18 protein-coding genes and 4 tRNA genes are annotated in these 21,014 nt (G+C 56.3%); 20 read left to right on the top strand and 2 right to left on the bottom strand.

What is annotated here, in order from left to right; all coding sequences use genetic code 11:
* Positions 1-66 precede the first annotated feature (66 nt).
* Positions 67-1,326 carry a patatin-like phospholipase family protein gene (locus HMPREF0721_RS05365; RefSeq protein WP_006598591.1) on the bottom strand — a complete coding sequence of 420 codons (1,260 nt, stop codon included), beginning with the start codon at positions 1,324-1,326 and terminating at the stop codon, positions 67-69.
* Positions 1,326-2,789 carry a UDP-N-acetylmuramate--L-alanine ligase gene (murC, locus tag HMPREF0721_RS05360; RefSeq protein ID WP_242821856.1) on the bottom strand — a complete coding sequence of 488 codons (1,464 nt, stop codon included), beginning with the start codon at positions 2,787-2,789 and terminating at the stop codon, positions 1,326-1,328. The genes HMPREF0721_RS05365 and murC overlap by 1 nt, the downstream gene beginning before the upstream one ends.
* A 202-nt stretch (positions 2,790-2,991) precedes the next feature.
* On the opposite strand from murC, the gene spoVG reads away from it, so the two are divergent.
* The 20 genes from spoVG to HMPREF0721_RS05260 all read left to right on the top strand — a co-directional run bounded on the left by spoVG (position 2,992) and on the right by HMPREF0721_RS05260 (position 21,005).
* Positions 2,992-3,324, top strand: a complete 333-nt coding sequence (spoVG, locus tag HMPREF0721_RS05355; RefSeq protein WP_006598588.1) for a septation regulator SpoVG — start codon at positions 2,992-2,994, stop codon at positions 3,322-3,324.
* Between the two features lie 228 nt (positions 3,325-3,552).
* On the top strand, positions 3,553-4,554 hold the full coding sequence (locus tag HMPREF0721_RS05350) for a bifunctional UDP-N-acetylglucosamine diphosphorylase/glucosamine-1-phosphate N-acetyltransferase GlmU (protein WP_050786966.1): 1,002 nt from the start codon (positions 3,553-3,555) through the stop codon (positions 4,552-4,554).
* Between the two features lie 69 nt (positions 4,555-4,623).
* The gene (locus HMPREF0721_RS05345) at positions 4,624-5,583 is read left to right on the top strand and encodes a ribose-phosphate diphosphokinase (protein ID WP_040639934.1); all 960 of its coding nucleotides are present in this window, start codon (positions 4,624-4,626) and stop codon (positions 5,581-5,583) included.
* A complete protein-coding gene (gene pth / locus HMPREF0721_RS05340) occupies positions 5,583-6,149 on the top strand; it encodes an aminoacyl-tRNA hydrolase (protein WP_006598584.1) in 567 nt (188 codons plus the stop codon). The genes HMPREF0721_RS05345 and pth overlap by 1 nt, the downstream gene beginning before the upstream one ends.
* 25 nt (positions 6,150-6,174) lie before the next feature.
* Positions 6,175-9,609, top strand: coding sequence for a transcription-repair coupling factor (gene mfd, locus HMPREF0721_RS05335; protein WP_006598583.1), 3,435 nt, complete (start codon positions 6,175-6,177; stop codon positions 9,607-9,609).
* 94 nt (positions 9,610-9,703) lie between these two features.
* Complete coding sequence (locus HMPREF0721_RS05330; protein ID WP_006598582.1) at positions 9,704-11,233, top strand: SurA N-terminal domain-containing protein; 1,530 nt, start codon at positions 9,704-9,706, stop codon at positions 11,231-11,233.
* 18 nt (positions 11,234-11,251) lie between these two features.
* A complete protein-coding gene (locus HMPREF0721_RS05325; RefSeq protein WP_006598581.1) occupies positions 11,252-12,898 on the top strand; it encodes a putative polysaccharide biosynthesis protein in 1,647 nt (548 codons plus the stop codon).
* Positions 12,895-13,749 (top strand): nucleoside triphosphate pyrophosphohydrolase, encoded by an 855-nt coding sequence (gene mazG / locus HMPREF0721_RS05320; protein WP_006598580.1) that lies wholly within the window; start codon positions 12,895-12,897, stop codon positions 13,747-13,749. The genes HMPREF0721_RS05325 and mazG overlap by 4 nt, the downstream gene beginning before the upstream one ends.
* Positions 13,750-13,860: 111 nt before the next feature.
* A complete protein-coding gene (locus tag HMPREF0721_RS05315; RefSeq protein ID WP_006598579.1) occupies positions 13,861-14,136 on the top strand; it encodes an HU family DNA-binding protein in 276 nt (91 codons plus the stop codon).
* An 81-nt stretch (positions 14,137-14,217) separates the two neighbouring features.
* Entirely contained in the window at positions 14,218-14,460 is a 243-nt protein-coding gene (locus tag HMPREF0721_RS05310; RefSeq protein ID WP_006598578.1) for an RNA-binding S4 domain-containing protein, read from the top strand.
* A gap of 61 nt (positions 14,461-14,521) precedes the next feature.
* The gene (locus HMPREF0721_RS05305; protein ID WP_169310213.1) at positions 14,522-14,989 is read left to right on the top strand and encodes a septum formation initiator family protein; all 468 of its coding nucleotides are present in this window, start codon (positions 14,522-14,524) and stop codon (positions 14,987-14,989) included.
* A complete protein-coding gene (locus HMPREF0721_RS05300; protein ID WP_006598576.1) occupies positions 14,989-15,951 on the top strand; it encodes a Ppx/GppA phosphatase family protein in 963 nt (320 codons plus the stop codon). Before HMPREF0721_RS05305 ends, HMPREF0721_RS05300 begins: the two co-directional genes overlap by 1 nt.
* A gap of 61 nt (positions 15,952-16,012) precedes the next feature.
* Positions 16,013-16,101 (top strand) — tRNA-Leu (locus HMPREF0721_RS05295).
* 25 nt (positions 16,102-16,126) lie between these two features.
* Positions 16,127-16,203, top strand: a tRNA-Met gene (locus HMPREF0721_RS05290).
* A 7-nt stretch (positions 16,204-16,210) separates the two neighbouring features.
* Positions 16,211-16,287 (top strand) — tRNA-Met (locus HMPREF0721_RS05285).
* A gap of 16 nt (positions 16,288-16,303) precedes the next feature.
* Positions 16,304-16,378, top strand: a tRNA-Glu gene (locus tag HMPREF0721_RS05280).
* Positions 16,379-16,458: 80 nt separating this feature from the next.
* Positions 16,459-17,919, top strand: coding sequence for a tRNA lysidine(34) synthetase TilS (tilS, locus tag HMPREF0721_RS05275; protein WP_006598575.1), 1,461 nt, complete (start codon positions 16,459-16,461; stop codon positions 17,917-17,919).
* Complete coding sequence (gene hpt, locus HMPREF0721_RS05270) at positions 17,909-18,445, top strand: hypoxanthine phosphoribosyltransferase (RefSeq protein WP_006598574.1); 537 nt, start codon at positions 17,909-17,911, stop codon at positions 18,443-18,445. The genes tilS and hpt overlap by 11 nt, the downstream gene beginning before the upstream one ends.
* Positions 18,446-18,500: 55 nt before the next feature.
* On the top strand, positions 18,501-20,537 hold the full coding sequence (gene ftsH, locus HMPREF0721_RS05265; RefSeq protein WP_006598573.1) for an ATP-dependent zinc metalloprotease FtsH: 2,037 nt from the start codon (positions 18,501-18,503) through the stop codon (positions 20,535-20,537).
* A gap of 54 nt (positions 20,538-20,591) precedes the next feature.
* Positions 20,592-21,005, top strand: coding sequence for a thioesterase family protein (locus HMPREF0721_RS05260; RefSeq protein ID WP_006598572.1), 414 nt, complete (start codon positions 20,592-20,594; stop codon positions 21,003-21,005).
* Positions 21,006-21,014 lie beyond the last annotated feature (9 nt).

Genomic DNA, 21,014 nt, shown 5'->3' with positions numbered 1-21,014 from the left:
CTTTTTTGCGTGGGAAGCTTGGGCGAAAAAGGGCATTAAAAAACCACGCCTTTGCACGGTGTGGTTTTAGGATGCACGCATTCGGTCGGCGGTGGCCTGAATCGAAAGGGCCATGACGGCGGCGATGCGCATCTCCGGGGTGAGATCGCCGGCCGATATGGCATCCGGCGCCTGCAAAAGCCGGGTGTAAAAAGCGCCGAAGCTTTTAGTTGCGAAGGAATCCGCTGCGCGGCGCACGGCGGTGTTCAGAGCATTCAAAATCGCGAGGATCAAAGCGTCCGGTGCGTAGATAGGCGCCGTCGGCACGGCGAGCACCCGGGCGGTGAGCTCAAGCAGGGCAACCATCTTCTGAGGGGCGCGCCGCAGGGCAGAGTGATTCAGTTCAGCCATCAGTGCGCCGACGATAGCCTCCCGACTGGCGCCCGCAGGGGATAAAACCGCTATGAGGCCACGCCTTAAAGTCGGATCTTCGGGCAGGGTTCCGAGAAAAGCCGTGAGTGCGTCGAAAAAACGATGGTCGCCGGCCGCGTCGATGCTGTAAAAATTGCCGAGAAGATAATAGAGGGCCTTTAACGCGTCGGTGTTGCCCCAATTTTCCTGCTGGGCGAAGCGCTCGGTGTCATGATCAGGCGAAAGCGCCAGATAAACCGAGTGCTGAATCAGCGTCAGCCGATGGTGCGGATTCTGACGAAAGTCCGCGTTTGCGAAGTCAACGGCGACAAGGTGGGGCTCGGGCGCTTTTAAGGCCAGCGTTGCCGGCATGACGCTCAAAAATCCGGCTTCAAGATAAGTCCGGCGGCCGTCGGGAAGCGTTTTAAAAACCGGGATCAATAAACCGGCCCATAGGTAGTTAAGGAATTGCCCTTCGGGAACAGCCGATAGTTCACAAGACACCGGCAGGAGGGTTTCGGGATGTACGGTGACAAAGGAAAGCGCGACCGGCGACCGCCGCAGCCGTTCTTCGGAAAGATAGATTGACAGCTGCTGGCGCAGGGTGTTGATTTCGATGCTGTGGCAGGCGCGGATATAGGCCTGGCGGAACACATCAAAATCAAGGGCCGCCCATTCCAGAACATAGCGTTTGGCCATGGTCTCCGCCGCGTGAATAATAGCTCCTGCCAGCGGGCTGCACCAGAAATTCCGGGCCAGGTCTTCTTTCCCCTGGGCGATAAAAGCCGCGGCCAAAGTGCCGGCTCCCGAGCCGATGACCCGGGCCAAAGGCAGATTTTTGCTGCGGATGGCCCGGGCGACGCCCATGGTGTAGGGTCCCTGGGCATCGCCGCTTAACACGAGGCAGATCGCCTCTTTCTCTGGAGTGGCAGCCATCAGGATTGCGCCGCTTTATAGGGTGCGTCGGGATATTTTTCACGCAGGGCATCGACGAGCATATAAGCCACTTTGTTGATGTCGCCGGCGCCGGCCACCAACACCAGATCGTCGGCTTCCACATTGTCGGTCAGGAATTTGACGATATCGGCAAACTCGGAAATCACCACGGCGGGCACCTGGTAATTTTGTTTGATGCGCTTGGCCAGGTCTTCTGGGAAAATATCCCAGTCGTTGGTTTCCCGGTTGGAATAAATCTCGCTGATGACGAGTTTGTCCACTTTCTCAAAGGACTTGACAAATTCGTCGAAAAGATAATAAATCCGGGAGTAGGAATGGGGCTGATAAACCACCCACAGCTTATTGTGGGCGTGGTTGAGGCAGGCGTCAATCACAACCTTTAATTCCGTCGGATGGTGGGCATAGTCTTCGTAGACGTTGATACCGCCAACGGCGCCGCGAAATTCGAACCGACGCTTGGCACCGCCGAAGTGATCGAGCGCCTCCTCGACCGTTTCTTTCTGAATATTTAAGTAATCGGCACAGGCGATGCAGGCCATGGCGTTAAGCACATTGTGCTGCCCCGGAATGCGCAGGGCAAAGCGCCCGTAAAGCGTGCCGTTGTGATAAGCGTCGAAGAAGGGATTGCCTTCGTCGTTATAGGTGATGTTTCTGGCGACCCATTCGTTTTTGTCGCTGAGGCCGTAGGTGATCACCTGACAGGCCAGATCGCTGACCACATCCAATACGTCGTCAGAATCCCCGTAGGCGATCATCAGACCGTCGGGCGGCAAAATGCTGCCGAAATCGTGGAAGGAGTGTTTGATCTGCTTGAGGCCGCCCTTGAAATAATCGAGATGGTCTTCTTCAATGTTGGTGATAACGCCGATGAAATGCTCCGTTTTGAGGAAGGAATCGACGTATTCACAGGATTCGATCACCAGGTAATCGCTCTTGCCCAAAGTGGCGTTGCCGCCGATGACGCCGATATTGCCGCCGATGCTCACGGAGGGATCCATTTCGGCGCAGTGCAGCAGGGTGGCGATCATGGATGATGTCGTGGTTTTGCCGTGGGTGCCGGCAACCCCGATGGTTTTGGGAAAGACCTGGGATAGCAGGCCCAGATAGTCTGAGCGTTCGACGAGGGGAATATCGAGTGCGTTCGCGCGGATCATTTCCGGATTATCTTCGTGAACCGCGGCGGTAAAGACGGCCATGTCGATGTCGTCGCCGATGTTTTCCGCCCTTTGGCCAATGTGGATGGTCGCGCCCTTGCCGGCGAGTTTTTCGGTATACTTCGAGGAGACGATGTCGGATCCGGCCACATCAAATCCCTGATCGATGGCGATAAGCGCGAGCCCGCTCATGCTGCTGCCGCCAATGCCGATAAAATAAATTTTTTGGATCGGGCGGCCAAATTTTTCTTTCAAATGAGCTTTCATATCTAATTTTTTGTGTTCCAACTTGAAAATGCTCCTTTAAGTTTCAAATAAATGGATGAAATCATTATAGCAGTGATAAAAGTTGAAAGCAAATCGCAGTTGCTGTCGGCTGCGGCGATCATTCACAAAAAAATGATGAAAAGTATTTCAAAGTGTAAAGGTTTATGTTAAACTATATTCAACAGCATCACAGACTGCCAAGACCAAAGGGGGAGACATTATCATGGAGATTACAGACGTTAGAGTACGAAAAATTTATCCAGATGGCAAAATGCGTGGTATCATCTCGGTGACCTTTGATGATCTGTTTGTTGTGCACGATATCAAGGTGATTGAAGGACAAAACGGTTTCTTTATTGCGATGCCAAGCCGGAAGACGCCGGATGGGGAGTTTAAAGACATCTGCCATCCCATCAAATCCGAAATGCGAAAAGAATTGCAGGATGCGGTGCTTGAAGCCTATCAACAAGCGGTACGCGACCAGGAAGCAGCGGAAGTTGAAGACGACGATATCGAATTGGAAGTGGATTATGAGGATGACACCTCGTCATTTTAGGAACGTTAAGGCGATGGCGGTGTGCAATCAGAAATCAGAAGTCTGATTTTAGGGAAGGGCAAAAGCTCTTCCCTTTTTTATCGCGGATATCCAATCGCTCAGTTGGGGGATAAAACAAAAATTGCATCTTCACCCTATGGACAGGAGCGCGATTTAACGGTATGATGCTATGGACGAAACGTTTTTACGATATGAAAGAGCGTTAAATTCAGGAGAAGGTCGGTGGCAATGAAAGAGACAAAAACCATTATTCTCGCGGCGGGCAAGGGCACGCGCATGCGCTCTAAGCACGCGAAGGTGCTGCACCGTATCTGCGGCAAATCTTTGGTGGACCATGTGATTCGCGCCAATCATCAGGCGGGGATTGAAGCGATTGCCGTGATTGTCGGCTATCAGGCGCAGGCCGTGCGGGATGCGCTGCCGGATGCAATTGAAACGTTTGAACAGGCCGAGCAGTTGGGCACCGGTCACGCGGTGGCGCAGGCCCTGCCGTTTATCGAAGATTTTGACGGCAATGTGCTGATTTTGGTGGGAGACGCCCCCCTGGTGCGCCCGGAAACCCTGAGGGGACTTATCGAGGCGCACGAGGCCGGCGGCTTTGCCGCGACGGTGCTGACGGCGCATTTTGACGATCCGACGGGCTACGGCCGCATCGTCAAAGACGGCGGTGCGCTCCGGAAAATTGTGGAGGAAAGGGACGCATCCGCGGCAGAGCGGGCCATCACTGAGATCAACTCGGGGATGTACTGCTTCGACGCGGCGGCGCTGCGCGAAGCACTGGCAGCGATTCAACCGAACAACGCCCAGGGTGAATATTATTTAACGGACAGCATCGAAATCCTGCGGCGGGCCGGCAAAACCGTGGGGTCTTATCCGACACCGGATTTTGAGGACATCGTGGCCGTCAATTCAAAAGGGCAGCTTGCAGAGGCGGCGGCCATCATGCGGCGGCGGATCAATGCCTATTGGCTGGCGGCCGGGGCGCTGATTGTGGATCCGGCAAACACCTATTTGAGCTGCGACACCCAAATCGGACGGGACGCGGTGATTGAGCCCGGCGTGGTCACCGAGGGCAGGGTGATCATCGGCGAGGATGCGCTGATTGGCAGCGGCAGCTGCCTGACGGAAGCGGTGATCGGCGAGGGCGCCGTTGTGATGCTGTCGACGGTCAGTCACGCAGCGATTGCACCGGGAGAACACATCGGCCCCTATGCAGTGATCCGGGAATAAAGCGAGGAAGCATACAAATCGTTAGAAATACGTAAAAAACAGCAAATTGTTTTGGAGGTAAAAAAGAAGATGGACGGCAATTTTAGCGGCATTAAAGTGATTACGGGGAATGGCAATCAGCCGTTGGCCCGGGATATTGCAGCCTATTTGGAAGTGTCCTTGTGCAACGCGGAAGTGATGCACTTCAGCGACGGGGAGATCGGTCTGAATATTCATGAATCGGTTCGCGGGGCGGATGTCTTTGTGATTCAATCGACCAGCAATCCCTGCAACGACAATTTGATGGAGCTGCTGATTTTAATCGATGCCCTGAAGCGGGCCTCCGCCGGGCGCATCACAGCCGTGATGCCCTATTTCGGCTATGCCAGACAGGATCGCAAGGCCAAATCCCGAGATCCGATCACCGCTAAACTGGTGGCCAATCTCATCACCACGGCGGGGGCAGACCGGGTGCTGACCATGGATCTTCACTCCAATCAGATTCAGGGATTTTTTGATATCCCGCTGGATCATCTGGCCGGCGGCAGCATTATTGCCGATTATTTTGCATCGAAGAATCTGGACGATATGGCTGTGGTGGCGCCGGATGCCGGCTCTGTTAAGCGGACGCGCAAACTGGCGAGGGCCCTGGGGGTGCCTTTTGCCATCATCGATAAGGAAAGACCCAAGCCGAACGAAACGGCGGTTATGGGCGTCATTGGGGATGTCAAAGGCAAGAACTGCATCATGATTGACGATATGATCGACACGGCGGGAACCATCACCACCGGGGCCAATGCCATTATGGAATTGGGCGCGAAATCGGTGCGCGCCGGCTGCACCCATGGGGTGTTCTCCGGTCCGGCCATGGAGCGCATCGAGAAATCCGCTCTGGAAGAGCTGGTGACGCTGGACACCATTGAAATCCCCGAAAAAAAACGCATTGGCAAGCTTAAGATTCTGTCTACCGGCGCAACCTTCGGGCGGGCCATCGACTATATCCATCTGGGCAGACCGCTCAGCCGCCTGTTCACCGGGAGCTACTCCTGATGTTTTTAATCGTTGGTTTAGGAAATCCGGGCCCACGCTATGCCGACACCAGGCATAACGTGGGCTTTATGGCGGTTGACGCTTTGGCCAAAGCCAAACAGGTGCTGCTGAACAAGGCGGAGCATTTTGGACTGACGGGCGATTATCGCGAGGGCGCCGAGCGGATTAAGCTGGTTTTGCCCCAGACTTTTATGAACGAGAGCGGGCGATGCGTCCGCGCGCTGGCAGATTACTACAAAGTGCCTTCCGAACAGATCGTTGTGATTTACGATGATGTGGACCTCGCGCCCGGTCAGCTGCGGATTCGCCCAAAAGGCGGTGCCGGCACCCATAACGGCATGCGTTCGGTGGTCGGGCATCTGGGGACGACGGATTTTCCCCGGGTGCGCATCGGCATCGGCGAAAGCCCCCGGGGATGGGATTTGGCCGATTATGTGCTGGGCCATCTTTTCGGGGATGACGGCGAGGCGGTGAGGACGGCGGTCGGGCAGGCGGCCAAAGCCGCGGCGATGATCGTCAGCGACGGCGTGGATCTCGCGATGAACCGCATGAACGTGCGCAGATGACCATCGGCAGAAGAACGGAACCAATATGAATCGCAAAATTTTTGATTTTTTTGACACCACGAAAAGTCACCGCATCGTCAAACGGCTGCGCGCGGGGGCATCGGTTAACCTTTCAAACGTCAAGGACGGTTTGAAAGGTTTTTTGGCGTTGTATTTGCGGGAAGCGACCAAGGGCCATCTGCTTTATATCACGGCGACGGACCGCGAGGCGCTGGCCAAGGCGGAGCGGCTGGCCCAATGGGCGCCGGATAACGTGCTCTACTTTCCCGAGGAGCCGATTCACGATTATTTTTCGGACGTGCACAGCCGGGAGATCACCGAAAAGCGGATGCAGGTGCTCGAGCAGCTCCTGGGACGCCGCAAATACGTGATTTGCACCTCTGTGAGCAACCTGCTAAAAAAAATGCCGGCAAGCCGGGCGCTCAGGAAGCGGTTTTTAACGCTCAAACCGGGGATGACGCTGGAGCCCGACGATTTGGCGGCGCAGCTGTCGGATCGGGGCTATATCCGGGTCAGCCAGGTGGAAAGCGCCGGCCAATATGCCAAACGGGGCGAGATCGTGGATGTGTTTCCCGTCGGGGCGGCGACCGGCGTCCGCGCGGACTTCTTTGACGACGAGCTCGAATCCCTGAAGCAGATGGACATGGCGACCCAGCGCAGCGCATTGACGCTAACACGGATTAAAATCGCGCCGGTGCGCGAGTCGATTTTAAGCCGCGGGGAGCGGGAGCAGCTGCTTAAAACGATGGCAGCGCGTTATGGCGGCGCGGCCCATGCGGCGCTGATCGATCGGCTGCTGGCGGAGCCAATGGAACACGACGAGACCTTTTCGGCCTTTGCCGGCGAAGGCAGCAGCCTGGAAAGCTATCTGGGCAAGCAGGCTGTGATTTTCTGGGACGAGTGGGAGCAGGCGGCCGCGGCGGCCGAGACTTTTCTTGAAAAAAGCCGGGAAGATTTCGAGACGCTGATCGATGCCGGCGAGTTGTTCCCGGAGGAGGGTGAAAAATTCTGGGAGCTCGATGCGCTCACGGCGGCGCTTAGCCGGCGGCCGACGGTCAAAGCCAATTTGTTTTCAGACATGCGAAGCGAAGCTGCGGAAACGTTTGATATGAGTGCCCGCAGCATCGAAAGCTTTGTGGGGCGGGTGCCCTATTTTTGCGATATGCTCAAGCAGCATCTGGAGAACGGCGACCGCATCGTCATCGGCTGCCGGAGCGCCGGGGGTGAAAAGGCCGTCCGCACGCTGCTCGGTGAACAGGACCTCGGCGTTTACAGCGACGGCACGACGCCGGGAGTTTATTTTGCGCGGGGAGAATTCTCCGAAGGGTTTGAGCTGCCGGCCGAGCATCTGGTGTTTATCAGCCAGTCGGAGATTTTTAAACCGGCGGCGCGAAAAAAACGCCGCCGGAAAAAGCCGTCCGGCAAAAAAATCGAAACCTTCACGAGCCTGTCCGCCGGGGATTATGTGGTGCACGACATTCACGGCATCGGCGTTTACCAGGGCATCGAAAAGATGACCATCGGCGAGACCACGAAGGACATGATCGTCATCGCCTATCAGGGGGACGACCGCCTTTATCTGCCGGTGGATCAAATGGGCTCGATCCAGGCCTATATCGGCACCGGGGGAGACCGAAAGCCGAAGGTGAATACCCTGGGACGGCCGGACTGGGCCAAGACCAAAGCCAGGGCCAAGAAGGCCGTGGAGGACATGGCCGACGAGCTGATCGCCCTTTATGCCGCCAGGCGGTCCCGACCCGGATATGCCTTTGGCAAAGACACATCCTGGCAGCGGGAATTTGAGGACGCCTTCCCCTATGAAGAGACGGACGATCAGCTGCGCTGCATCGAGGAGATCAAGGCGGATATGGAAAAGCCGGTTCCCATGGATCGGCTGCTCTGCGGCGATGTGGGCTACGGCAAGACCGAGGTGGCGCTGCGGGCGGCCTTTAAAGCCGTGATGGACAGCAAGCAGGTGGCTTTGCTGGTGCCGACCACCATTCTGGCCCAGCAGCATTACGAGACGATGCGTTCGCGTTTTGCCCGTTACCCGATCACCGTGGAGGTGATGAGCCGCTTCCGCACGCCCAAGGAGCAAAAGGCTGTCCTCGCCGATCTTGCCGCCGGCCGGGTGGATGTGGTGGTGGGCACCCACCGGCTGCTCTCCAAGGATATGCGTTTCAAAGATCTGGGCCTTTTGATTGTGGATGAGGAGCAGCGCTTTGGGGTGCGCGCCAAAGAGAAGCTGAAGAGCCTGCGGGAGAACGTCGATGTGCTGACCCTCTCGGCGACGCCGATCCCCCGGACGCTGCACATGTCGATGACGGGCATCCGGGATATGAGCGTGATCGCCGAGCCGCCGGCGGGCCGCCGGCCGGTGCGCACCTATGTGATGCGCGACAACGCGGTGGTGGTCGGCGATGCCATCGCCCGGGAAATCCGCCGGGGCGGCCAGGTGTATTTTGTGCACAACTGCATCAAGGATTTGAATGAGCGGGCCGATCAGGTGCGGCGGATGGTGCCCGGCGCCCGGGTGGTGACGGCCCACGGCCAGATGCCCGGCGAAGCGCTCGAGCGGATCATGCAGGCCTTTGTCGACAAGGCCTACGACGTGCTGGTGACGACGGCCATCGTTGAGTCGGGGCTCGACGTGCGCAACGCCAACACGATGGTCGTCGACGACGGCGATGCCATGGGACTCTCCCAGCTGTATCAGCTGCGGGGGCGGGTCGGCCGCTCGAGCAATCAGGCATTTTGTTATATTCTTTACAAGCGCAGGGCTCTGTCGGACGTCGCCCAGAAACGGCTGAAGGCCATCAAGGATTTCACGGCTTTCGGATCGGGCTTTAAAGTGGCGATGCGCGATCTGGAAATCCGCGGAGCCGGCAATATCCTCGGTGCCGAGCAGTCGGGGCATCTTTTCAGCATCGGTTATGAAATGTATTGCCGCATTCTGGAAGAGACCATCGCCGAACACACCGGCCAACTGCCGGAAGCGGCGGCCGGAAAAGAGCCGGTTAAAATCAACTTGGAGCTCGATGCCTATATTCCGGAGACTTATATCGACAGCGAGGTCGTGAAATACGATATCTACAAAAAAATCGCGGCCCTTGCCGACGAGAATGATTTGGCCGATATGGCCGCGGCCCTTGAAGATTGCTTCGGCCCGGTGCCGACCAGCGTGCGCAATTTGCTCAAGCTGTCGGTGGTCGGGCGCATGGCCGAGGCCTGCGGCGTTGTCGAGCTTCGCCAGCAGCGCGACCGGGTGCTGCTCTTTTTTGACGAAGCCAAGCCGGTGCCCATGCCCGCCGGCGATGTGGTGCAGCTGCTTTTTGCGCGCTTCGGCGTTAAGTTCAAGGCGGACAAACATCGGGATAAGGTGTGGTCTATCGCCCTTGGCGGGCGCATCCAGGCCAAAATGCTGGATCATCTGATGGAATTCTTTAAGAAAATACAGTAAAAGCGAAAGATGTGGTAGAATGTTAGCATCTTAAAGATGGCGGGCCGCCAGCCGGCGGCTCGGCAGAATGATTTGAGGGCTTAAAGGAGAAAACATGCAAAGGACACAAAAAAATCCAAAGCAATCGAGGCGGCTGACCGCTGTCATCGGCAGGGCGCTCACGGCAGTGGTTTGCCTGGGGCTGGTAGGCGCGCTCGTTTCTGGCTGCGCGCTGGTTACCGTCAATCCTGAAAGAGATCGGGCACAGGTGATCGCCACCATTAACGGCAAGCAGCTGACTAAAGCGGTTTATAACAACACGATGGCCAACACGGCCATTTATTACGCGGTGAACGGCCAGACCATGCCCACCGGTTCGGATCTGAAGGATTTGCAGAAGAATACCTTTGACGCAGTGATTCAAAATCAGGTGCTGGCGGCCAAGGCTAAGAAAGACAAATTGAAGGTGAACGAAGCTTCGGCGAAGAAAACGGGCGCCATCACCTATCAGGCGGTTAAAAAGCAGGCGGCCAAGAAATACGCGGGGATTTTGAAAAATTATTCGACCAATGACAAACTGTTCGCGCAGTTCATGCAGGACAATACCGTGACGACCGAATATGCCTCGAAAGCATTGGCTGCTTATAGGAAACAACTGAAGAAGCATCCGTATCGCTTCCTGGACAAATCCGTCGGCACCGTTGACAAAAAGAAGGTGACCCACGGTGAATACTACTATTATTATGTCGGCAAGGTGTTATCGACGTATGCGTCTACCGGGTCGGCCCCGGCGACAGATAGAGCCACCCAGAAGAGGATCAATCAGTCGGTTTTTAAAACCATCGGCACCTATCGCGGCATGATTCAGTACTGCAAGGATCACCATATTAAGATTTCGAGCGATGCGGTCGCGGCGCAGCAAAAGCTCCTCAACATGACGCTGAAGATGTATTTTCCCAAGGACAGCACGCTGGATTCGTATCTTCAGAATTATGGGATGACGGCGGCCATTTTCCGCAAATATCAAAAGGAAGAAGCCAAGGGAAGAGCGGCGCAGGCGGCGATTCGTTCGGCGCTGGCCAAGGATGTGAAGGTTTCGAATCAGGATGTGAAGGAATATTACGAAAGTCACGAATCGACTTATAATCCCAAGACGGTGTCGGCTTGCCATATCCTGACGAAGGATCCGGTTCTGGCGAAAAAAATCGCGAAGGAGGCCAAAGGGATTAAAACCAAAGCAGCCTTTAAAAAGCTGATGCGCAAATATTCGACCAAAACCAATAAAAAGGTTTTGGAATCGATGGATTTGGGGGCGTTTAAAAGCGCCCGCATGGTGCCGGCGTTTTCCAAGGCGGCCTTTAACGCATCGAAAAACACGGCGGTTGGCCCGGTTAAAACCACCAATGGCTATCACGTGATCTTTGTGTACGACAAAACCCAAAAGAAGGATTCCTGGAAAAATCACAAGGCGGCCATTACGCAGAGCATCCAGCAGAACGAATCGAAGAAAGCGTATCAGAAGCAGATCAAGGACCTTCAGGATGTCAAGGCGGATGTGGACGACGAAATCAAAAATTTGACGGCGGATTATGTTGACCAGCTCAAAAAGGAACTTCACGTTAAAACATACGAAAAGCGCATTTAAAATGGACAGAGGCGATCGGTGAGTAACAATCAATCGAATGAAGCGAAAAAAACGAGCAATTTTTTAAAAGGGGCGACCATTCTGGCGGCGGCAGGCGTTTTGTCCCGCCTCCTCGGCCTTTTTTACAAGGTACCGCTTTATCGCCTGGTCGGCAGCTTCGGCAACGGTATTTACGGCAATGTCACCAATATTTACAACATGCTGCTCATGGTGTCGACGGTGGGGGTTCCCGTCGCGATTTCAAAGATGGTTTCGGAAAGCACGGCCGTGGGCGATTATCGCGGCGCAAAGGACGTGTTTCGCGTCTCGATGGCTGCCCTGCTGGTGCTCGGCGGCGTTTCCAGCTTGTTTCTGGGCCTTGGTGCGCACTTTATCATCCGCATTGCTCACTGGCCGCCGGAAAGCTACAGCGCCATCATTGCCATTGCGCCGGCCCCGTTTATCATTTCCGTTTGTTCAGCCTTTCGGGGATTTTTTCAGGGCTTTCAGATTATGACGCCGACGGCGATCTCCCAGATCGTCGAGCAGATCGTGCGGGTGTTTCTGGGCATCCTGCTGTGCTGGTTTTATGTGACGGGAATCCGCCATGACATCGGCAAAGGCGTCGGCGGTGCGATTTTTGGCGCGACGGCCGGCGGGATGGTCGCGGCGGTGATGCTGGCGGCAATCTTTTGGATCTTCATGGATACCTATGGGGCGAAGCTTAAGCGCACGACGCGCAGGAAGCCGCGGAGCTGGCAGCGCCTGCTGAGACGGCTGGTGGTGATTGCCGTGCCGGTGACCCTCACCTCGGTGATCGTGTCGCTTTTCGCGACGATCAATTCCTTTATTTATGTGCCTCGGCTGGCGGTGGCGGGCATCAATGCGCACACGGCTACGATGATGTTCGGCGATTTTACCAATGTGGATACCCTGGTGAATGTGCCGCTCATCATTTCGGCCAATCTGGCGGTGGCCATGATTCCGGCGATTTCGGAATCCTTCGCGCTGAGGGACAAGGTGACGACGAACCACAAAATTGATTTGGCCATCCGCATTGTGATTCTGGTCGGGCTGCCCTGCTGCGTGGGGATGTCGGTGCTCTCGAAGGGGATTTTCAATTTGCTCTTTCCGGGATCGAAATATGGTCCGGGGATGCTCCGGGTTTTTGCCTACGCGACGATGTTCATGATGCTCTCCAATATTTTTCAGAGCATCCTGCAGTCCATCGACCATTTCCGCGTGCCGCTGATCACGCTGGGGCTGGGGATCATCGTGTTCTCGGTCACCGGCTGGATTGCCATGAGCATTCCGGCGATCAATATCTACGGCATGGGGCTGGACTATATGCTGACCTTTATTTATCTGACGGTCGCCAACTACATCTGCGTGAAACGTTTTACCGGCGTGCGTATTTCGTGGCACCGAACGGTGGTGAAGCCGCTGATTGCGACTGCGGTGATGGGCGTCGTCACATCGCTGGTTTACCGGTGCCTTTTGGGGGTGATCGGCAATTTTCTGGCGATGATCATTGCTTTCGCGGCGGCGGTGGCGGTGTATGCGGTGATGATTATCCTGACGGGAGCGATCAGCGACGAAGAGATCGCGGTGCTGCCCGGTCATCGCCGGATTGTTCCCCTTTATCGAAAGCTGCTGCATTGGAGGCAGAGGGTGTTTAAAGCATGACAAAAAATTTGAAGCATCCGGAGACAACGGAATATCGGCTGCCCGACAGCGATCCTAAGGCTTGCCTGGCGATGAATCCCCGCCGCTTTGAAACGCTCGTCGCGATCATGGGGGCCTTGCGCTCGGAGAGCGGCTGCCCCTGGGATAAGGCGCAGACGCACGTTTCCTTAGCGCGCTATTTGCTGGAAGAATGTTATGAGGTGCTCGACGCCATTGAAGGCGAAGATCGGGACAATCTGATCGAGGAGCTGGGCGACGTGCTCTTTCAGGTGGCGTTTCATGCGCAGCTCGGGCGGGAATCGGAAAGCTTTGATATCGGCGATGTGCTCTCAAGGATCAATCGGAAGATGATTCATCGCCATCCCCACGTTTTCGGGGATGCCCGAGCCGAGGCTGTTGACTGGGAGGCGCTCAAGCGGGACGAAAAGCAAACGGCGACGCTGTCGGAAGAAATAGACCGCATCCCCCGGACCTTCACGGCGCTGATGCAGGCGGAAAAGCTTTTGGCCAAGGTCGGCAAGGCGGGCTTTGATTGGCAGGATCCGGCGCCGGCGCTGGCCAAAGTCCGTGAAAAAAGCGCTGAAGTGGCCGAGGCGCTGGGCTCGGGCGACCGCGTTCATTTGGAAGAAGAACTGGGCGATCTGCTTTTGGCCGCCGTGAACGTGGCGCGGCTTTGCGGCTTCCAGCCGGAGTTGGTGCTGCGAAAGAGCAATGCCAAATTCGCCGGACGCCTGAAAGAAATGGAAGCATCGGCGGCGTGCCAGGAAAAACAGCTGGACGAATACGCGACGGCGCAGCTCGAGGCTTTGTGGCAGAGCATCAAGGCGAAAGGCGGCGATCCGGAGCAGTAACTTTTTGGTCAATACCTGAAAAGTGCAAGAAAAAGCTTGTGTTTACGCGCATTCATGCGTATAATAGAAAAAAACTATTTATTTTGAAAATAACATGTATGGAGGGACAGTATGAATAAGTCTGAATTGGTTGCTGCAATGGCAGAAAAGACCGGTTTGCCGAAAAAAGATGCGGAAAAAGCGCTGACCGCTTTTACCGATACCATCGTTGAAACATTGCAGAAAGGCGACAAAGTGTCGCTGGTTGGTTTCGGGACCTTTGATGTGCGCCACAGAGCGGCAAGACAGGGCCTGAATCCGAGAACCAAAGAGCCCATTGAAATCAAGGCTTCTGATGCGCCGGCTTTCAAAGCGGGCAAAGCCTTTAAGGATGCGCTGAATAAATAATTGGACCGAAACGAAGCCGGGGTGATGCTCCGGCTTTTATTTTATGCTGAATGCGAATATTAACGGGATAGGAGGGACGCCATGCGCGTAGATAAATTTTTGAAAAACAGCCGGCTCATCAAACGAAGAACGGTGAGCAAAGCGGCGTGTGACAGCGGCCGCATCGCGGTTAACGGGCAGACAGCGAAGGCCGGCACCCAGGTGAAGGTCGGCGATATTCTGACGCTGAGTTTTGGCAGCGGCGTGCAAAAGGTTGAAATTCTCGCCGTGCCGGATCACGTGCCGAAGGACATGGCCGAATCCCTTTACCGCGTGATGGAATGAAGCGGCGCTGATCGAGATGAATGCCGGTGCCGAAGGGGATGGGGAGCAAAAGGAGAAAGGCATGGCGCAAAAGCAGCAATCAAATTCCAAAAAACCGGCTGGCCGCCGGCGAAAGAAAAGAACGCGCAACGGCACATCCCGGGCTGAACGGTGGTTCTACCGCAATCGGGCGACGGTTATCAGCGTGGGGGTGGTCGTGGTGCTTTTTCTCTGGCTTTACGGGTCGCGCTTTGTGCAGATTTTTCGCCTGATGGGGCAGAAAAGGGATTTAACGGCGCAGCTTCAGCAGGAAAAAACAAGAAAGATTCGTTTGGACGAAGAGATCAGGCAGATCAACACCCGCCATTACACGGAGTATATCGCGCACAAAAATCTCAACCTGTATTATCCCGAGGAAAAGATCATCATCCGCGTGAAGACCGAGGCGGAGGCCAAGGCGCAGAAGGCCAAGAAGAAAAGGGCGGAGAAGGCGAAGGCCGATCAAGGGCAGGCCGAAACCCAAACGCACAATGAGGAGGAACAGAATTAATGGCAGCGGAAAACACCCTTCAGGCCGTAATCGACATCGGAACCAACTCCATGCGCCTGCTGATTTACCGGTTTGACGCGGCAGGCGCCCTGCAGCGGACGGGCAAATGGGTGCAGTATACCCGGATGGGCGAAGGCGTCGACCGTACCGGCCGTCTGGCGGACGGGGCCATCGCGCGCAATCTGAAGGCTCTGCGCGATTTTGCCGCTCAGGCGGCGGCTCAGGGGGTGGCCTTGCCGGCGATCGCGGCTTTTGCGACCAGCGCCGTGCGCGATGCCGAGAACGGGGCAGATTTTTGCGATGCGGCTCTTCGCGAAACCGGGGTGAACGTGCAGGTGATCGACGGGGAAACGGAAGCGGCTTATGGTTTTGCCGGCGTCTCCCAATGTTTTGATGGCCGCATACTCATCTGCGATATCGGGGGCGGCAGCACCGAACTCATTCTGGGCGTGAACAGCCAAATCGAGACGGCCAGGAGCCTAAATATGGGCTGTGTTCGGGCCACGGAAAAATGGCTGAAAGCCGATCCGCCGGGCCGCGGGGCGATGGACGCGGTTGAAGAGGCGATGGCGGCGATGTTGAGCGAAGCGCTGCCGGCCTACGATTTGTCGGCGCCCTGTCAGCTGGTGGGCATCGGCGGCACGGCGACGACCCTGACGGCGATCAGGCAGCGGTTGGCCGACTACGATCGGGACGCCGTGCACTTGAGCCGGTTGACTGTGGCCGATGTCGAGGTTTTGCGGGCAAAACTGGCGGCGGTGCCCCTGGCGGCGCGCAAAAAAATAGCGGGGCTGGCGCCCAGCCGGGCCGATATTATTCTGGCCGGCACGGTCATCCTTAAAGCCGTGATGAAGGCCTGCGATCAAGACACGCTGGTGATCTGCGATAACGACAATTTAGAGGGCGCGGCGCTTTTGATGCAGCGGCGCGGCGGGGTTAAAATAAAACAAAAAAAGAGTTGACAAGGACAGGGACAAAGCGTATACTAATTCTTGTCCTTTGGGGAGGACGATTAAAGTGATCGCCGGAGTGGCGGAACTGGCAGACGCACAGGACTTAAAATCCTGCGATCCTTTTCGATCGTACCGGTTCGATTCCGGTCTCCGGCACCATTTTAATGATGTCAGTATTATTCGTCGCGGGGTGGAGCAGTTTGGTAGCTCGTCGGGCTCATAACCCGGAGGTCACAGGTTCAAATCCTGTCCCCGCAACCATTTTTATGGCGGCGTAGCTCAGTTGGCTAGAGCATACGGTTCATACCCGTAGTGTCAGCGGTTCGACCCCGTTCGCCGCTACCATTATTTTCCACAGCGTGGCCCGTTGGTCAAGCGGTTAAGACATCGCCCTTTCACGGCGATAACGGGAGTTCGATTCTCCCACGGGTCACCATTTGACGATTTACCTGGAGCAGTAGCTTCAGGTTTTTTTTTACCATTTTTCAGTCAGGTATTTGCAAAAGGAGGTTCCACGTGTCCCATTCACATGTGCCGGCGTCTTCTGCCGCGCCCGCGGAGGTGCAGGCGTTTTGCGGCGACGTTTTAAAAACCATCCGAGTCCATCAGATGTTTGAACCGGGGGATCGGGTGATCGTCGGGGTTTCCGGCGGCATCGACTCCATGGCGCTGCTGCATTTTTTATGGACTCATGCCGATGCGCTGGGTATTGCGGTGATGGCGGGGCACGTCAATCATCGGATTCGCGGGGAAGCGGCCGAGGGCGATCAAACCTTTGTGACGCAGTGGTGCGCGGATCACGGCATTCCCGCGCTCACGGCGGCGGCGGATGTGCCGCTGACGGCCAAAGAGCGGAAGATCAGTCTCGAGACGGCGGGGCGCCTGGCGCGGCGCCGCTGCTTTGAACGCTGGCAGCGGCAGACGGGCGCGGCAAAAATCGCCTTGGCCCATCATCTGGACGATCAGGCCGAGACGGTGCTGATGCATTTGATCCGCGGCGCGGGCATTCGGGGGGCGGCCGGGATGCGGCCGGTAGCCGGCGCGTTCGTGCGGCCCTTTCTTCAGGTGCGCCGGGAGGCGATTGAGGCCTATGCCGCGGCACAGCAGCTGCCTCACGTGGAGGACGCGACCAACGCCTCCGACGCGTTTATGCGCAACCGGCTGCGGCATCAGGTGATGCCGGTACTGACGGCCTGCAACGCCCGGGCGGCGGCACATATCGGGGCCTTTGCCGAGCAGGCGGCGGACTGGTGCGATGCACAGCGGGAAATCTTGGAGACGGCTCGTGAGCGCTGCGTGACGCCGACGGACCGCGGGATCGAGGTGGCTCTGCCCGGATGGCGCGCGCTGCCCGCGGCGGTGCAGGGGGCCCTTTTAAACCGAGTGATGGCCGAGGCGGCCCAAACGGCCGTCGATTTCGAGGCACGCCATGTGCGGATGCTGCAGGAGAAGCTCGCCGCGCCGGCGACCACCTGGGATCTGGATCTGCCTCATCATTTGCGGGCGCGCCGGCGCTACGACCGACTGATTTTTTCCCGCAGCGGTCAGCGGCGGCCAAAGCCTTTTCGCGGCGTTTATGTCCTGCGACGCTCCCAGCGGATTTATGACAGCGCGTCCGGGTTTTGCTTTCAGGTGCGGATTGAAACGGCAGAAGGCAGCAAAGGGACAAAAAATTGTCATAAACATAAATTTGTTAATGAAATTGCGCTTGATTATGGTAAAATTAAAAGCGATCTGGTGCTTCGCGGCAGAAGTCCGGGAGATCGGGTTGTACTGGCCGGCGTCGGCCGTCAAAAGCTTAAAAAATTTTTGATGGCGCGCCACATCGACCGTGATCTGCGGGATACCTTGCCGATTTTGGCAGAAGAAAATCGCGTTGTGGCCATTTTGGGGCTCTACCAGGACCCGGCCTACCAAGTGAGTGATCAAACACAGACAAAATTCACATTAAGATGGGAGAAGATCATTGCTGGCTGATATTGAGAAAGTATTGCTGACGGAAGAACAACTGCGCACAAGAATCCGGGAACTGGGCCGGAACATTACGGCGGACTATCGGGATAAACCCCTGCTTGCGCTGTGCATTTTGCGGGGAAGTTTTGTATTTTTTGCCGATCTGGTCCGAAGTGTCGGTATACCGGTGGAGGTGGCGTTCATGCACGCGGCCAGTTATTTTGCCGACACCCAGAGCTCGGGAGAGGTTCAGCTGCCGGACGAGGCCATGCTTGCCGTCGGGGGGAAGAACGTGCTCATCGTCGAGGACATCGTGGATTCCGGTCGGACATTGAACGCCCTCAAGGAAACTTTGCTCGGCAAGAACGTCAGCAGCCTGAAGATTGCCACCCTGCTCGATAAACCGGAGCGGCGGGTGGTCGATATCGATGTGGATTACTGTGGTTTTCAGGTTCCCGACGAATTTGTGGTGGGCTATGGCCTGGATTATAATCAGCGCTATCGCAATTTGCCCTATATCGGCATTCTAAAAAGAGAAATTTACAACTGAGATTAAAGCATCGGCGCAATATTGGAAAGATTTTGCAGGAAAGGAGCAGATTCATTTGAAGAAATATATTCGAATGATCGGATTTTATTTGTTGATCCTGGTCATCATCATCGCGGCCGTATCTTTTTTAAACCCGATGAAGTCTGAAGTCAAAAATCTGACGTATTCGGAACTGGTGACAAACATCAACAGCAGAAAAGTAGCGGAAATTAAAATCAACGGGACAAAGGCTACCGGGAAATTGACGAGCGGCAAATCTTTTGAAAGCATCGTTCCGGAATACACCATCGATACCATTTTGAGCAATTACATCGTCAAGAACCCGAAGATGAAGGTGGAGATCGCCAAAGATCAAAGTTGGTGGGTCTCGCTGATTCCTTCGGTCATTCTGGTGGCGATGCTCGTCGTCTTTTTGGTCATGATGATGCGCCAGGGCGGCGGCAGCGGCAATGTGATGAGCTTTGGCAAAAGCCGGGCCCGGATGCAGTCGCCTTCCGATAAAAAAGTGACCTTTAAGGATGTGGCCGGCGCCGATGAGGAGAAGGAAGAGCTGGCCGAGATCGTCGATTTTCTGAAAGCGCCGGATAGATACCGAAGCCTCGGCGCCCGGGTGCCCAAAGGGGTGCTGCTCGTCGGCCCTCCCGGCACCGGCAAAACGCTGCTTGCCCGGGCGGTGGCCGGGGAAGCGGGCGTGCCCTTCTTTATTATCTCCGGTTCAGACTTTGTGGAAATGTTTGTCGGGGTGGGGGCATCCCGTGTGCGGGATCTTTTTGACAGCGCGAAGAAAAGCGCGCCCTGCATCATCTTTATCGACGAAATTGACGCCGTGGGGCGTCACCGGGGCGCGGGCCTCGGCGGCGGCCACGATGAACGGGAACAGACCCTCAATCAGCTTTTGGTGGAAATGGACGGCTTCGGCGTGAACGAAGGCATCATCATCATTGCGGCCACCAACCGCCCGGATATTCTGGACCCGGCGCTCTTAAGACCGGGGCGTTTCGACCGTCAGGTGACCGTCGGCACGCCGGATGTGAAGGGCCGAAAGGAAATCCTCGGCATTTACCGCAAGAATAAGCCGCTGGATCCGGCGGTGGATCTGGAAGTGCTCGCCAAAGGCACGCCGGGCTTTACCGGGGCGGATCTTGAAAACCTGATGAACGAGGCGGCGCTTTTGGCTGCCCGCAAAAAGATGCGCATGATCACGATGGCGGAGCTGGAAGAAGCTATCAAACGCGTTATCGCCGGTCCGGAAAAGAAAAGCCGCGTCGTGGAGGAAAGCGACCAGCGCGTCACGGCCTATCACGAAGCGGGGCATGCCATCGTGATGCGTTATCTGGACAACGGAGAAGAGGTTCACGAGATTTCGATTATTCCCCGGGGGATGGCCGCCGGCTACACGATCTCGCTGCCGACGGACGACAGCCAGCATATGTCCAAGGGCAAGCTGCTCGATAAAATCGCCGGGCTTCTCGGCGGGCGCGCGGCGGAAAAGGTCGCCCTGGAGGATATCTGCACCGGGGCCTCCAACGACATCGAACGCGCGACGGAGATTGCCCGCAAGATGGTCACCGAGTGGGGCATGAGCGAACATCTCGGCCCGATGACTTTCGGCAACAACGACGGCGGGGAAGTTTTCCTCGGCCGGGATCTGGGACGGACCCGCAATTACAGTGAAGAAGTCGCGGCGGTGATCGATAAGGAAATCCGCAATATCGTCGAAACCGCTTACGAACGGGCCTGCCGAATTCTTACCGACAAGCAGGATACGCTGACCGGCGTTGCCGAGCAGCTCCTGAAGGTCAGCACCTTAACCGGCGAGGAATTCGCCCAGATGTACGAGGCGAACGGTGTGCTGCCGCCAAAAGAAACGGCCGAACCCGAACGGCCGGCAGCTGATGAATCCGGCAATCAAGCATCGGACGGACAGGCAGCAGCGGCTTTGAAACCGGAAGCCGAAACGGTTAATCCCGCGACGGAAACGGCTGACGCTTCTGAAACATCTGAAAGTTCGGAAACGGCGAAAGCCGGAACATCATCGGAGGTCCCGGCCCAGCCGGCAGCCGCCGAAGAAGAAACAAACAGCCCGTCGTAAAGCGACAGCGCCGAGAAACAGCATTCTCAAATCAGAAAGGAATGGAATGTATTCATGACACAAGAACAGATATCCAATAAATTAAGATCCGGTATGGAGATGGAAAAAGACAATACCGTGAGCCGGGAGCTGACAGCCCGCGTGGTCGGCAGCGGCGGCCTGGATGTGCTGGCGACGCCGGCACTGGCCGCCTGGATCGAAAATGCCGCTTACGAAATGGCCGATCTTTGGCTGCCGGAAGAAGAAACGACGGTGGGCGCCAACATCAACCTCGATCACATGGCGCCGACGCCGGTGGGGATGAAGGTTCGCGTGAAGGTGCACCTCGACGCCATCGAGGGGCGCAAGCTCGTCTTTAGCATTGAGGCCTACGACACCGCGCAGCAGATTGCCGGCGGCACCCATACCCGCTTTATTGTCAATAAGGCGCGATTCATGCAGAAGGTTCAGGACAAAAAGAACCAATAGGAGCTGAAA

Source organism: Pseudoramibacter alactolyticus ATCC 23263, from assembly GCF_000185505.1.
GTDB lineage: Bacteria > Bacillota > Clostridia > Eubacteriales > Eubacteriaceae > Pseudoramibacter > Pseudoramibacter alactolyticus.
This window is presented reverse-complemented; position numbering and strand designations above follow the sequence as displayed.

Excerpts from the sequence above, each read along its gene's own strand:
- HMPREF0721_RS05365 (WP_006598591.1), bottom strand. The coding sequence starts at position 1,326 with ATGGCTGCCACTCCAGAGAAAGAGGCGATCTGCCTCGTGTTAAGCGGC.
- spoVG (WP_006598588.1), top strand. The coding sequence starts at position 2,992 with ATGGAGATTACAGACGTTAGAGTACGAAAAATTTATCCAGATGGCAAA.
- HMPREF0721_RS05350 (WP_050786966.1), top strand. The coding sequence starts at position 3,553 with ATGAAAGAGACAAAAACCATTATTCTCGCGGCGGGCAAGGGCACGCGC.
- HMPREF0721_RS05345 (WP_040639934.1), top strand. The coding sequence starts at position 4,624 with ATGGACGGCAATTTTAGCGGCATTAAAGTGATTACGGGGAATGGCAAT.
- pth (WP_006598584.1), top strand. The coding sequence starts at position 5,583 with ATGTTTTTAATCGTTGGTTTAGGAAATCCGGGCCCACGCTATGCCGAC.
- mfd (WP_006598583.1), top strand. The coding sequence starts at position 6,175 with ATGAATCGCAAAATTTTTGATTTTTTTGACACCACGAAAAGTCACCGC.
- HMPREF0721_RS05330 (WP_006598582.1), top strand. The coding sequence starts at position 9,704 with ATGCAAAGGACACAAAAAAATCCAAAGCAATCGAGGCGGCTGACCGCT.
- mazG (WP_006598580.1), top strand. The coding sequence starts at position 12,895 with ATGACAAAAAATTTGAAGCATCCGGAGACAACGGAATATCGGCTGCCC.
- HMPREF0721_RS05315 (WP_006598579.1), top strand. The coding sequence starts at position 13,861 with ATGAATAAGTCTGAATTGGTTGCTGCAATGGCAGAAAAGACCGGTTTG.
- HMPREF0721_RS05310 (WP_006598578.1), top strand. The coding sequence starts at position 14,218 with ATGCGCGTAGATAAATTTTTGAAAAACAGCCGGCTCATCAAACGAAGA.
- HMPREF0721_RS05305 (WP_169310213.1), top strand. The coding sequence starts at position 14,522 with ATGGCGCAAAAGCAGCAATCAAATTCCAAAAAACCGGCTGGCCGCCGG.
- HMPREF0721_RS05300 (WP_006598576.1), top strand. The coding sequence starts at position 14,989 with ATGGCAGCGGAAAACACCCTTCAGGCCGTAATCGACATCGGAACCAAC.
- HMPREF0721_RS05260 (WP_006598572.1), top strand. The coding sequence starts at position 20,592 with ATGACACAAGAACAGATATCCAATAAATTAAGATCCGGTATGGAGATG.